The 12,804-nt window shown below is 69.6% G+C and carries 13 protein-coding genes; 3 read left to right on the top strand and 10 right to left on the bottom strand.

Annotated features, from left to right (window positions below):
• Window positions 1–24 precede the first annotated feature (24 nt).
• Window positions 25–633 (bottom strand): aggregation-promoting factor C-terminal-like domain-containing protein, encoded by a 609-nt coding sequence (locus tag EDD27_RS36525; RefSeq protein ID WP_127936451.1) that lies wholly within the window; start codon window positions 631–633, stop codon window positions 25–27.
• Window positions 634–1,010: 377 nt separating this feature from the next.
• On the opposite strand from EDD27_RS36525, the gene EDD27_RS36530 reads away from it, so the two are divergent.
• From EDD27_RS36530 to EDD27_RS36540, 3 genes are read left to right on the top strand one after another with little or no spacing between them, the layout of a single operon-like run.
• Window positions 1,011–1,685, top strand: a complete 675-nt coding sequence (locus EDD27_RS36530) for a response regulator transcription factor (protein WP_127936452.1) — start codon at window positions 1,011–1,013, stop codon at window positions 1,683–1,685.
• Window positions 1,686–1,717: 32 nt separating this feature from the next.
• Window positions 1,718–3,094: a sensor histidine kinase gene (locus EDD27_RS36535; protein WP_241564447.1), complete on the top strand. Its 1,377-nt coding sequence runs from the start codon at window positions 1,718–1,720 to the stop codon at window positions 3,092–3,094.
• A gap of 5 nt (window positions 3,095–3,099) precedes the next feature.
• Entirely contained in the window at window positions 3,100–3,597 is a 498-nt protein-coding gene (locus tag EDD27_RS36540; protein WP_127936454.1) for a hypothetical protein, read from the top strand.
• On the opposite strand, the gene EDD27_RS36545 is transcribed toward EDD27_RS36540, so the two are convergent.
• From EDD27_RS36545 to EDD27_RS36585, 9 genes are all read right to left on the bottom strand, one after another.
• Window positions 3,598–4,917, bottom strand: a complete 1,320-nt coding sequence (locus EDD27_RS36545) for a PhoH family protein (RefSeq protein WP_277750775.1) — start codon at window positions 4,915–4,917, stop codon at window positions 3,598–3,600.
• Between the two features lie 206 nt (window positions 4,918–5,123).
• On the bottom strand, window positions 5,124–5,885 hold the full coding sequence (locus tag EDD27_RS36550; RefSeq protein WP_127936455.1) for an isoprenyl transferase: 762 nt from the start codon (window positions 5,883–5,885) through the stop codon (window positions 5,124–5,126).
• Between the two features lie 55 nt (window positions 5,886–5,940).
• Window positions 5,941–6,435: a hypothetical protein gene (locus tag EDD27_RS36555; protein ID WP_241564448.1), complete on the bottom strand. Its 495-nt coding sequence runs from the start codon at window positions 6,433–6,435 to the stop codon at window positions 5,941–5,943.
• Between the two features lie 131 nt (window positions 6,436–6,566).
• On the bottom strand, window positions 6,567–7,022 hold the full coding sequence (locus tag EDD27_RS36560; protein ID WP_206641809.1) for an SCO6045 C-terminal-like domain-containing protein: 456 nt from the start codon (window positions 7,020–7,022) through the stop codon (window positions 6,567–6,569).
• The gene (locus EDD27_RS36565) at window positions 7,019–7,834 is read right to left on the bottom strand and encodes an MbnB/TglH/ChrH family RiPP precursor modification enzyme (protein WP_127936457.1); all 816 of its coding nucleotides are present in this window, start codon (window positions 7,832–7,834) and stop codon (window positions 7,019–7,021) included. The genes EDD27_RS36560 and EDD27_RS36565 overlap by 4 nt, the downstream gene beginning before the upstream one ends.
• 202 nt (window positions 7,835–8,036) lie before the next feature.
• Window positions 8,037–8,951, bottom strand: a complete 915-nt coding sequence (locus EDD27_RS36570; protein ID WP_127936458.1) for a TIGR04222 domain-containing membrane protein — start codon at window positions 8,949–8,951, stop codon at window positions 8,037–8,039.
• 104 nt (window positions 8,952–9,055) lie between these two features.
• On the bottom strand, window positions 9,056–10,060 hold the full coding sequence (locus tag EDD27_RS36575; RefSeq protein ID WP_127936459.1) for a TIGR04222 domain-containing membrane protein: 1,005 nt from the start codon (window positions 10,058–10,060) through the stop codon (window positions 9,056–9,058).
• 147 nt (window positions 10,061–10,207) lie between these two features.
• Window positions 10,208–12,010 carry a phosphoenolpyruvate carboxykinase (GTP) gene (locus EDD27_RS36580; protein WP_127936460.1) on the bottom strand — a complete coding sequence of 601 codons (1,803 nt, stop codon included), beginning with the start codon at window positions 12,008–12,010 and terminating at the stop codon, window positions 10,208–10,210.
• A 248-nt stretch (window positions 12,011–12,258) separates the two neighbouring features.
• Complete coding sequence (locus tag EDD27_RS36585) at window positions 12,259–12,780, bottom strand: hypothetical protein (protein ID WP_127936461.1); 522 nt, start codon at window positions 12,778–12,780, stop codon at window positions 12,259–12,261.
• Window positions 12,781–12,804: the final 24 nt, after the last annotated feature.

The raw sequence follows: 12,804 nt of genomic DNA on the forward strand, positions 1-12,804 counted from the left end.
ACTTGTAGCTGTGCCCCCTTAGGACTAGTACCAGCCGACCCGCTGCGAGTGCCCCCAGGCGGCGCATGGCGTGCCGTAGCGGCCCTTGATGTAGCCCAGGCCCCACTTGATCTGGGTGGCGGCGTTGGTCTGCCAGTCGGCGCCCGCGCTGGCCATCTTGCTGCCGGGCAGGGACTGCGGGATGCCGTACGCGCCGGAGTAGCGGTTCATCGCCCGCTCGTTCCAGCCGCTCTCCTTGTGCCAGAGCCGTTCCAGGCAGCCCCACTGGTCCTCGCCGAAGCCGAAGTCGCCGAGCATGGCCTTGGCGGTGGCCTTGTTGCTGCCCGGCGAGGGGTCGCTGCCCGGCGGGAAGTTCACGGCGGGGAACCCGTCGCCGGGCGGCGCCTGCTTCGGCACGACCCAGTCGAGGTCGTCCGGGCTGTCCCCGGCCCCGGAGCGGTCCTTCTTGAGCTTGTCGGCCCGGTAGGCCTGCTCGGCCGCGGCCTTGAGCGCGTCGGTCTCGGGGTCGGGCCCGGACAGGTCGCCGCTGGCGAGCCTGCCCATGTCCTCGAGGGTGAGCCCGCCGCCTGGCGGCTCGTTGGCGTTCTGGACGGCACGGTAGGCGACGAACCCACCGCCACCGAAGACGATCACACAGGCCAGGACGGTGATGGCGACGCGCTTCGGCGTGAAACGCGAAGGCCGGCGCGCCGAGGGGACGTCTTCTCTCGGGGGGCGCTCACTCAAACGCGGACCGGGGCTCACGATCCATGAGCTTGCCCTGTCCGGGGGGGTGGTCCGCAACCGAAACGCGGGAATCGTTTGGGGATACCTTGGCCAACCAGCACGTTAGCGTGGCATTTCGGAATACTGTGATTTTGGTCACAGCATATCGGCTTCCCTTCGGACGCCCCCGTAGCCGAAGGGAAGCCGCTCTCATGATTTCCCTCGTTCTTACGGATCCCGTAGTTGGCATGTCACAGTTTGATGACTTAGTTCGGGCATTCGGGACATGGAATAATAATGTGCGCGTGGCTGGCATCCTCCTGGTTGAAGACGACCCCTCCGTCCGTACGGCGCTCGAACTGGCGCTGACCCGGCAGGGGCATTCCGTCACGTCCTACGCGACGGGTGAGGAGGCTCTCGAGCACATCAGGTCCCGTCGCCCCGAGATCGCGATCCTGGACGTCATGCTGCCGGGGATCGACGGGGTCGAAGTGTGCCGCCGCGTGCGCAAGCTCGACCAACTGCCCGTCATCCTGCTCACCGCCAGAGGCGACGACCTCGACGTGGTGGTCGGCCTGGAGGCCGGCGCCGACGACTACGTGGTCAAGCCGGTCGAGCCGCGGGTGCTCGACGCACGGATCCGCGCCATCCTGCGCAGGGCCGAGTCGGCCGCCTCCGATCGCATCACGTTCGGCGACCTCGTGATCGACCGCGGCGCCCTCAAGGTCACGCTGGCCGGCAAGGAGATCCACCTGACGCCCACCGAGCTGCGGCTGCTGCTGGAGCTGGTCCGCCACCCCGGCCAGGTGCTCAACCGCCGCTACCTGCTGCGGGCCGTCTGGGACCACACGCACATCGCCGACTCCCGGCTGGTGGACGCGTGCGTGCAGCGCGTCCGCGCCAAGATCGAGCCCAAGCCCGCCGAGCCCGTGTTCATCCACACCGTGCGCGGGTTCGGCTACCGGTTCAGCCCTCCGTGATCCCGTTGCCGACCGGCTTGCGGGCGCGTCTGGTGATCACGTTCACGCTCGTGGCCGCCACCGCCTCCATTCTGGTCGCCACGATCGGCTTCGAGCTGGCCAAGACGGCACTCGTGACCAGGACCGAGACCACGTCGCTCGATCTGGTGACCAGAGAGCTGAGCAGCATCGACTTCCCCGTCGGCAAGCTGCGTCCCGGCGAGGCCGCGCCGACGAACAAGGAACTGGACCGCCTGGCCCAGACGCTTGCCGCGCCGGGCCGCGGCGTCATCATCGAGTACGGCGACCTGGTCGCCGTCAACGGCCCGATGGCCATGAGCGACGTGCCCAACGAGTTGTACGGCCGGGCCAAGCAGAGCGTCGTCACCCAGCGCAGGGTGATCCGCAACGAGCTGTGGTTCATCGTCGGCGCAGAGGTCTACCGGGACGACTCCGGCGTGCCCGAGGCCACCGGCCTGCGGGCGTTCGTGTTCTTCCCCATGCATGCCGACGTGAACCAGCTCAACGCGCTGAGGGCCAGGCTCTTCGAGGGCGGCGTCGCCATTGTGCTGATCGCCGTGGTCGTGTCGCTGCTGTCGGCGCGGCAGGTGTTACTCCCCGTGCGACGGCTCAGCGCCGCCGCGAAGGCGCTCGGCGAGGGCAAGCTGGACACGCGGCTGCCCGTGCACGGGCAGGACGAGCTGGCCGGGCTCACCGCCAGGTTCAACGACGCGGCGGCCGCGCTGGAGCTGAGCGTGTCGGAGCTGCGCTCGCTCGAGGCCATGTCACGCAGGTTCGTGGCGGACGTCTCGCACGAGCTGCGCACGCCGCTGACCGCCATGACGGCCGTGGCCGACATGCTCTCCGAGGAGGCCAACCGGCTGCCCGAAGCGCCTGCGGAGGCCGTGCGGCTGGTGCTCAGGGAGGTGGAGCGCCTGCGTGAGCTGGTCGAGCACCTCATCGAGATCAGCCGTTTCGACGCGGGCACGGCCACGCTCAACCTGGAGCCCGTCAACGTGGCCGACGCCATCGCCGACTGCCTGGAGACGCGCGGCTGGACCGACCAGGTGAAGGTGAACGCCTCCCAGGGCTTGACCGGCAACCTCGATCCGAGGAGGTTCGACGTCATCGTGGCCAATCTCGTCGGCAACGCGCTCAAGCACGGCCTGCCCCCGGTGGTGGTCAACGCCAGGAGCACGGAGAACGGCCTGGAGGTGAAGGTGCGCGACCACGGCAAGGGCATCCCGCGGGAGGCGTTGCCTCACGTCTTCGACCGCTTCTTCAAGGCGGGGGCCGGCCGGTCCCGCAGCCAGGGCAGCGGCCTGGGCCTGGCCATCGCCAGGGCCAACGTGCACCTGCACGGCGGCACGATCTCGGTGCGCACCCAGAACCCCGGCACCCTCTTCACGGTCTGGCTGCCCCACGCATGATGAAGATGCGGGCTCTGTTACTCGCCGCCGCGCTCATGGTGGTGGCCTCGTGCGGCATCTCGCCCACCGACGTCCTGGACCGGGAGCACGCGCCCACCACCAGGATCCCGCCGCCGTCCAAGACGATCTACCTGATCAGGGACGGCAAGCTCACGCTGGAACCGGCCGACGTGGCGAACGACACCGTCGAGAGCCTGCTCGGCGCGTTGTTCGCGGCCTCCACGCAGCCGCTCGGCGACCGGGACACCGAGCTGCGCGGGTTCACGTACCTGAGGGTCAAGGACTCGCTCAACCCCGTGCGGCGGGACGAGGTGACCCTCCCGCGCACCTCGACACTGACCGTGTACATCCGGGGCGAGGGCCGGTTGAGCAGGCTCGGCATGGCGCAGATCGTCTGCACGGCACAGCAGGACGCGGCCTTCGAGCAGGTCAGGATCATCCGGGACAACGAGGACCGCCCCCCGAAGGACGAGGGGCGGCACACGTGTCCCGATCTGGAATGATCACATGGTGATGTCCTCGAGCATCTCCGTCACCAGCGCGGCGATCGGAGAGCGCTCGGACCTGGTCAGCGTGACGTGCGCGAACAGCGGATGCCCCTTCAGCTTCTCCACCACCGCCACCACGCCGTCGTGCCTGCCCACCCGCAGATTGTCGCGCTGGGCGATGTCGTGGGTGAGCACGACCCGCGAGTTGGCGCCGATCCGGCTGAGCACGGTCAGGAGCACGCCGCGTTCGAGCGACTGGGCCTCGTCCACGATCACGAACGCGTCGTGCAGCGAGCGGCCGCGGATGTGCGTCAGCGGGAGCACCTCCAGCATGCCCCTGTCGAGCACCTCGTCGATCACCTCTGGCGTGGTGACGGCGCCCAGCGTGTCGTAGACGGCCTGCGCCCACGGGCCCATCTTCTCGCCCTCGGTGCCGGGCAGGTAGCCGAGCTCCTGGCCGCCCACGGCGTACAGCGGGCGGAAGACGACGACCTTGCGGTGCTGGCGGCGCTCCAGGACCGCCTCCAGGCCCGCGCAGAGCGCCAAGGCCGACTTGCCCGTGCCGGCCCGGCCGCCGAGCGAGACGATGCCGATCTCGGGGTCCATCAGCAGGTCGAGGGCGATGCGCTGCTCGGCGGAGCGGCCGTGCAGGCCGAACACCTCCCGGTCGCCGCGGACCAGTCGTACGGACTTGTCCGGCAGCACCCGGCCGAGCGCCGAGCCCTTGGCCGACAGCAGCCGCAGCCCGGTGTGCGTCGGCAGGTCCCTGGTCTCCTCCATGTCCGCGGTGCCCTTTTCGAAGAGCACTTCGACGTCTTCGGTGGTCACCTGGATCTCGGCCATCCCGGTCCAGCCCGACTCATGTACGAGCTCGGCCCGGTACTCCTCGGCCACCAGGCCGATCGAGGCCGCCTTGACCCGCAGGGGCAGGTCCTTGGACACCAGGACGACGTCGCACCCCTCGGCGGCCAGCGAGCGCGCCACGGTCAGGATGCGGGTGTCGTTGTCGCCCAGGCGGAACCCGACGGGCAGGATGGACGGATCGCTGTGATTGAGCTCAACCCTGATCGTGCCATCCCCCGTGGGCATCGGCTCGTCGAGCCTGCCGTACTGCACGCGCAGGTCGTCGAGGTAGCGTAGAGCCTTCCTCGCGAAGTAGCCGAGCTCAGGATGGTGCCGCTTCCCTTCCAGCTCCGTGATGACCACGATCGGAAGGACGACGTCGTGCTCGGCGAAGCGGGTCATCGCCGCCGGGTCGGCCAGCAAGACCGACGTGTCCAGCACGTACGTACGCTTGGTCGGCTTGGTCGAAGGGTTGCTCGAGGACACTGCCACACGTTCTCCCCCGGGCGCCCAGGCGTTCGGGCACCCTGCAGACGAGGCGGGAATCGGACCGGACCCGCTCCCCCGACCGCCAAATGCCGTCGGTGCCGGGTTCCGGCCCCCTCGGCAAGTGTTGGTGCAAAGGCGGGCCCTCTCCGGAGTGTCCGGCCTGTGGTCGGACACTTCTTACGTTACGTCCTTGATGCCCGATTGTCGTGCTAAGAACCGTAACGTCGGTGTCTCGCAGCGTAGTCGCGCAGCGCCCGCAGGAAGTCGACCCTGCGGAAGTCCGGCCAGTAGGCCTCGTGGAAGTAGAACTCGGAATGAGCGCTCTGCCACAACATGAAGCCGGACAAGCGCTGCTCGCCCGATGTCCGGATGAGGAGGTCCGGGTCAGGCTGGCCGCGAGTGTAGAGATGCTCCGCGATGTGCTCGACATCGAGCACCTCGACGAGGTCCTCGATGCTCGCTCCCTTGCTCGCATGCTCCTGGAGCAGTGAGCGCACCGCATCGGCAATCTCACGTCTTCCTCCATACCCAACTGCAACGTTCACAATCAGGCCTGGACGGTGTGATGACGCTTCCTTTGCATTTTTTAGGACATTCGCCGTCCTGTCGGGAAGCAAGTCGAGCGCGCCGACCGGGATGATCCGCCAGCCCTCATCCACGAGCTCCTGCGTGACGTCCTCGATGATGCGCAGGAGCGGCTCCAGCTCCTCCCGCGGGCGGTTGAGATTGTCGTTGGAGAGCATCCAGACGGTGACGACCTCGACTCCGGTCTCCCGGCACCAGCTGAGCAGCTCGGATATCTTGTCCGCGCCCTTGCGGTGGCCGGTGGCCACGTCCCGCATGCCCATGGCACGCGCCCAGCGACGATTGCCGTCGATGATGACCCCCACATGCCGGGGGATGCTGTCCTTCGACAGCTTGGCCTCCAGCCGGCGCTCATACAGCCGGTAGGCCAGGTCGCGCAGGCCCACGAAGTGCCTCCCTGGCGGTGCTGTGCCTTCGGTCCAATGACCTAACAGGCAATTATCACCGCGTTTCGGCCGTGCCTGGTCCCCGTACTGGATTCCTTACCAGATCTCTTCCTTTCAGACACCCCTCGGCCTCCTCGACGAGGCCGCGGACGAACGCCGACAGCTCGGCCGAGGTCAGCACCGCCCGCATGCCGACGCCCGTGGTGCTCCACGCCTCCACGTACGCCCTCCTGGTCAGCCGCCACTCGCCGCGCCTGCCCCGCCGCCCCGGCACCCAGAGCGGAATCGTGCGGAGCCGGCAGCTGAGCTCCCCGCCGCCTACAAGGCACGTCCTGCTGCGGTAGCGGAAGGTGAACAGCTCGCCGTCCGGCTCCTCGCCGGGGAACCTGTCGTCGGGGTCGGCCCACCGCCTGGCCTCGCCCTGGCCCTGACGGGCCTCGTCGACGCCGCGCGCCAGGCGCGCGAGCAGCCAGCCGCAGCGCTCGCCCACGCTGCCGTACGGAGTGCCGTCGCGGTGCAGCTCCAAGGTGACCTCGTACGGTGTGCCCACGCTGTCCGTGCACGCGACGGGTGTGACGCTCAGATAAGATCCATCAACGCAGCGCAGTCCCCCCATTCCCCCAGAATTTCCCCCCAAAAGCCACCTAAAACCGGACGCGCCGCCCTCGGTTGGACATGGTGTCAAGGCAGGAGACGGGACCACCAGCGAGGCTTGCGACCGGGCGGTTCCGGCATCCGGCCGCGGTCACGCAGCCAGGCGGCGAAGTCGTCGGCATCGGTACGGTAGTTGGGCGGCGGCGCGGTGCGGGAGCGTGCATAGGCGGCGAACTCCGACGCGAGGTCGGGTCCGGCGGCGATGGCGGCGTCGGGGCGGATCCTGGCCACGATGCCGCGACGTTTGGCGATCAGGCTCGCCGCCTGCGCCCGCATGCGCTCCCGGTCGAAGCCATCAGGAATGTCGCCCCCGGCGATCAGTGCCGCGACCACCCGCGCCTGAGCGTCCGCCAGCCGCGCCTGCGCGTCCGCTAGCGGCGCCTGCGCGTCCGCCAGCGGCGCCTGCGCATCGGTCAGCGGCGCGGGAGCCTCGGCCGGCGGCGCATGAGCTTCGGCAGGCGCCCGTGCCGGCTCGGGCGTCACCGGGCCTCCCCTGCCAGGGACATCGCGGCCCTGATCTTGGACAACTCGTTGCCCAGCGCCGCGTCGCTCGGGAAGTCGTCGTCCCACTCCAGCAGCACGCCCGGCGGGGTGGCCCGGGCACACAGCTCGGTGAGGATGTCGAGCACCGGCTGAGGCGCGGTGGTGGTGTGCGTGTCGTGCCAGATGCCGTGGTGCTCGTACCCGCCGGCCACGTGGACGTAGGCGAGGTGCTCCAGCGGGAGCGCGTCGAGCGCGTCCACCGCCGACAGGCCCAGGTTGAACTGGTTGGTGTAGAGGTTGGCCACGTCGATCAGCAGCCCGACCCCGGTGCGATCCACCAACTCGGCGAGGAACTGGCCCTCGGTCAGCTCGTCGTCGGGCCAGCCGAAGATGGCCGCGACGTTCTCCAGGGCCAGCGGGACGGGCAACGCGTCCTGGGCACGGCGCACGTTCTCCGTGATGACCCGCAACGACTCGCGGGTACGCGGCACGGGCAGCAGGTGGCCCGCCTCCAGGCCGCCGCCCCGTACGAAGGCCAGGTGCTCGCTGACCAGCGGCGCGTCCAGCGCCTGGGCGCAGGCGGCCAGATGGGCGAGCCGGGCCGGGGAGGGCGGCTCGGCCGCGCCGACGCCGAGCGACACCCCGTGCGGGATCACCGGCACTCCCTTGGCCCGCAGCACACGCAGCGACTCGGGCAGGTGGGCGGGTTTGAGGTTCTCGGCGATCACCTCGACGAAGTCGACGCCGTCCATCCGCTCGATCGTCAGGTCCAGCTCAGCCCGCCAGCCGATCCCCACACCCAGCTGCGCCATCCCGGCCCTTTCTCCTCGCGTTCCAGCCCCCGACACCACAGTCCCTTCGCCTTGCGCTCCAGCCCCCGACACTGCCGTCCCCTCGCCTTGCGCTCCAGCCCCCGACATCGCCGTCCCCTCGCCTTGCGCTCCAGCCCCCGACATCGCCGTCCCCGTCATATCAGTCCCCTTGATGGTCATTCGCCCCCTTACAGCCGGGCCATCAGCCCCCGCCGCAACCGCCGCATCCACCACCACCGCAGCCGGACGATCCGCTTGCGCAGCTCGACCCGCTCGACGGTGAGCTGTCGCCTCCACCCGCGAAGCCTCCGCCCCCGGCCACGTACGCGCCGCCGCCACCCCTGCGACGGCGCCGGCCCCTGCTCAGGGCCAGCTCGGCCTGGAGGTCGGGATCGCGCACCTCGCCGAGGCCGTACAGCGCGATCGCGACGGGCCCCTCAGCGGCGCCCCGGGGGTTGTCCCGCAGGGCGGCCTCGAGAGTCTCCTGTCCCGACGGCGTCAGCGTGATCCGCGTGACCCGCCGGTGCCTCCAGACGCCGATCGCCGCCATCACCCCCGTGACGGCCAGGAGGGCCAGCGCGAGCGACGACAGCAGGCTCACCCCCTCGATCGCGACCAGCACCGCCCCGACCAGGAATCCGGCGAACGCCACCCCCGACAGGGCCCGTAACCGGACGCTCAGCCGGCCGGCCCGGGCAAGGACGTCATCGGCCAGGACCAGCCCCAGGCCCTCGATGTGGCGATCGAGCGCGCCCATGGCCAGCGTCCGCGTGGTCTCGATGCGCAGCGCGCTCATCGGCAGTCCCGAGCGGGAGGCGACCACGCCCAGCACCGCTTCCTCGATGGGCTCGCTCGAGACGACGCTGGAGTGCACCTGATGCACGCGACCCCCGCGCGACACCCGCAGGTCACCCGCCTCCGCCAGCAGCGCGATGGCGGTGTCCGCCACGCGGTACGCGCCTCCCGCCAGGAAAGCGAGCTCGTAGTGGCCGAGCTCGCGGAGGCGACGGCCCGTGCCGGCCTCGCGGGCGGCGGCATGCTCACGTTTGACAGCGGAGGCGGTGGTGAGGGCGAGCGCCGCCAGCGCCACCGAGACGATCAGCAGGATCAGGTCCATTCAGGCCTCCCCTCCGTGCAGCCCGACGGGGCTGGGTACCGGGAAGACGTATAAAGCCAAGTTAAAGGTTCCGTCAGCACGGATACAGTTCTGGGGCCGTTCGGTCAGCTGCCGCCTCCACCGCAGCCGCCGCCTCCACCACAGCTCGACCCGCCACTCGACGAGCTGCTACAGCTTGACGAGCCACTACCGCAGCTGGAGGAGCCACTACCGCAGCTCGACGAGCCGCCGCCGAAGTCCAGGCCGCCGTGGGAGTCGGTGCCGAAGGTGGCCCCGTCGCCGCCGCCGTGGGTGCCGCAGGAGCCCACGCAGTCGCCGCCGGGGTCGCCCGCCGACAACTCGTCGCAGAGCGTCTGGTCGCCGGCGTCGGCCAGACCGTACAGGGCGACGGGCACACCCACCGCCAGCGCCAGCGAGCTCTGGTCGCGCAGGCCACGCGGGTGATGGTCACGGGCCGAGCGCAGGACCTCGCGGCCCTCCCGGGTGACGACGTTCCGCAGGCTGCGGCGGTGCCTGGCGAGCCCGGCGGCCCCGGTGCAGAGCGCGATCCCGATGAAGATCAACAGGGCCACGAAGGTGAGCGCGCTCATGTCGATGAACGCGGACACCACGAGCGCGCCCACCGCGAAGCCGACCGCTCCGGTCGTGACCATCTGCAGGTGGTCCCTGCGCCGCCACGCCTCGGCGAACGCTTGCTCGGGCACGATCAGCCCGCGTCGTTCGAGCCCGGCGGCCAGCTCGGCCAGCGCCGGATGCGCCGCCAGCACCCGGCGCAGCTCACTCGCGCGGTAGCCGCCCGGCCTGGCGGCCAGCGTGGCGAGCACGGCCTGCTCGATCGGCACGGGCGAGGGCGGCGCGCCGTGCACCGGGGTGACCTGCGATCCCCGTGACACGCGGACGGCGCCGGCCGTCGCGAGGACGGCCAGCGCCGTGTTGATCGCTCTGCGGGGCCCACCGGACAGGTACGCGAGCTCGTAGTGGGACAGGGCGTGTCCTGGCCCGCTGAGCGTGGCGTCGCTGACTCGCCGCCGCTCCTTCTCGACGCGCCGCACGGCGGCGTTGACCAATAACGCCACACCGAGCGCGGCTAAGAGCAGCACGAACTCCACAGTGGTCCCCTCCCTCGCGACACGGCGGCCCGATCAGTTAAAGACCGCGCCGCCGTACCGCACAAGAGGTTTCTCTGGTTACCCCTCTCAGCGCCTATGGTCGCGCTTGCTGCGGCCTCGGTTGGCTCGTCCCTCGCTCTCTCCGGCCTATCGCGCCGCTCCGAGGCGGTCGAGGAGGGCCTGGTACTCGTCCCACAGCTCCTTCGGCAGGTGGTCGCCGAACTTCTCGAAGTGGGCCGGGATCAGCGCCGCCTCCTCACGCCACACGTCACGGTCGACCGACAGCAGCGTGCGCATCTCATCCTGGGACAGGTCCAGGCCCTCGGTGTCGAGCTCGGCAGGCAGCAGCCCGATCGGGGTCGGCACGGCCTTGGCCTCGCCGTTGAGCCGGTCCACGATCCACTTGAGCACGCGGCTGTTCTCCCCGTAGCCGGGCCAGATGAACTGGCCGTCGGCGTTCTTGCGGAACCAGTTGACGTAGTAGATCCGAGGGAGCACGGCGCCCTCGCGACGGCCGATCTTCAGCCAGTGGCCGAAGTAGTCGCCCATGTTGTAGCCGCAGAACGGCAACATGGCGAAGGGGTCGTGGCGCAGCTCGCCGACCTTGCCCTCGGCCGCGGCGGTCTTCTCGGAGGCGACGTTGGCTCCGAGGAAGACGCCGTGCTCCCAGCTCAGCGACTCTGTCACCAGAGGCACGGCGGTGGCGCGGCGACCGCCGAACAAGATGGCTGAGATGGGCACGCCCTTGGGGTCCTGCCACTCGGGTGCGATCGTGGGGCACTGGGAGGCGGGGGTGGTGAAGCGGGCGTTCGGGTGGGCGGCGGGCTCGCCGCTGTCCGGCGTCCAGGAGCGGCCCTTCCAGTCGGTCAGGTGCGCCGGCGGCTCGTCGGTCAGGCCCTCCCACCACACGTCGCCGTCGTCGGTGAGCGCGACGTTGGTGAAGATGCTGTTGCCCCAGAGCGTCCTGATCGCGTTGGCGTTGGTGACCTGGCCGGTGCCGGGCGCGACGCCGAAGAAGCCGGCCTCCGGGTTGATCGCGTAGAGGCGGCCGTCCTCGCCGAAGCGCATCCAGGCGATGTCGTCACCGACCGTCTCGACCTTCCAGCCGGGAATCGTGGGCTGGAGCATGGCGAGATTGGTCTTGCCGCAGGCGCTCGGGAACGCGGCGGCGATGTAGCGGGTCTCACCGGTGGGCGGCGTGAGCTTGAGAATCAGCATGTGCTCGGCCAGCCAGCCCTCGTCGCGGGCCATGACGCTGGCGATGCGCAGGGCGTAGCACTTCTTGCCGAGCAGCGCGTTGCCGCCGTACCCGGAGCCGTAGGACCAGATCTCGCGGGTCTCGGGGAAGTGGCTGATGTATTTGGTCGAGCTGCACGGCCACGGCACGTCCGCCTGGCCGTGCTCCAGCGGGGCGCCCACGGAGTGCACGCAGCGGACGAAGTCGCCGCGCTCTTCGATGAGGCGCAGCGCCCGCTCCCCCATGCGGGTCATGATCCGCATCGAGACGGCGACGTACGGCGAGTCGGTGATCTCGACCCCGAGCTGGGAGATCTCGCCGCCGAGCGGGCCCATGCAGAACGGCACGACGTACATGGTCCGGCCGCGCATGGAGCCCTTGAACAGCTGGCCGAACGTCCGGCGCATCTCCGCCGGGTGGATCCAGTTGTTCGTCGGGCCCGCGTCCTCCTCACGCTCGGAGCAGATGAAGGTGCGGTCCTCGACCCTGGCGACGTCGCTGGGGTCGGACTTGGCGTAGAAGCTGTTGGGACGGGCGGCCAGCCGCGTGAACGTCCCCTGCTCGACGAGGAGGTTGGTCAGGCGCGTCCACTCCTCCTCGGACCCGTCGCACCACTCGATCCGGTCTGGCTGGGTCAGGGCTGCGATCTCGTTGACCCAGGCGGCCAATTCGCTATTGCTCGTCGGTGCGGGTACTTCCACGGAAACGGACACGACGGTGACTCCTCCACTCTCTCAGGGCCCAGTCATCATTAACGACGAAGCGCCCGGAAAGCCAATTGGCATAGACCTATTGCTGTGGACGTCGTCGCAGGCAGCGGCCCTGACGATTGGGGGAGCCTACCCAACCGGAGCGGATTTAAAAGAGAATTAACTCACACTGGTCCAGTCCAATTCAGCTGGTCTAAACCAATTTCCCGAGTGGTTTAGTCCATTGCGCGGACCGTTTCCGCTGCGTGGTCTCAGGAATTGACGTCCGGCCCGGCGGAGCGAACTCTGTCGACGTGTTGGAGAGCGTCGCGAAGCTCGGCGAGCCACGTGTCGGTGTGCTTGCCGACCAGGCGCACGCACCAGGCGAGCGCGTCACTGCGGCTCCTGGCCACGCCGGCGGCCACGAGCGTGTCCAGGACCTGCCGCTCCGACTGCCGCAACCGGGTCATCACGGGCACGGAGAGTGTGGTGAACATCACGGTCTCGCCCCCGCAGACCACGCCCCAGGAGACCTTCTGCCGGAATCTGCGCTCGGCCTCCCTGGCGATCTCGATGCGCCGCTCGCGCGTCTCCTCCCTGAACCTCCGGGCCAGTCCCTCGATCAGGGCGGACCGTTCGGCCTCAGGCGTGTCCTCGGGCGGGTCGGGCAGCGTGCCCAGAACCGCGATCTCCTCGCGGTCCCTGATGATCTCGGGAGCCCCGGTGAACCACCCCTCGGGGAGCCGTCCGGTGAACCAGCCGCGTACCTGCGCCGTCGCATCGTCCGTTGTCATGTAATCAACATTACATCGTTGCGG

It is taken from the genome of Nonomuraea polychroma (assembly GCF_004011505.1).
GTDB classification, from domain to species: domain Bacteria; phylum Actinomycetota; class Actinomycetes; order Streptosporangiales; family Streptosporangiaceae; genus Nonomuraea; species Nonomuraea polychroma.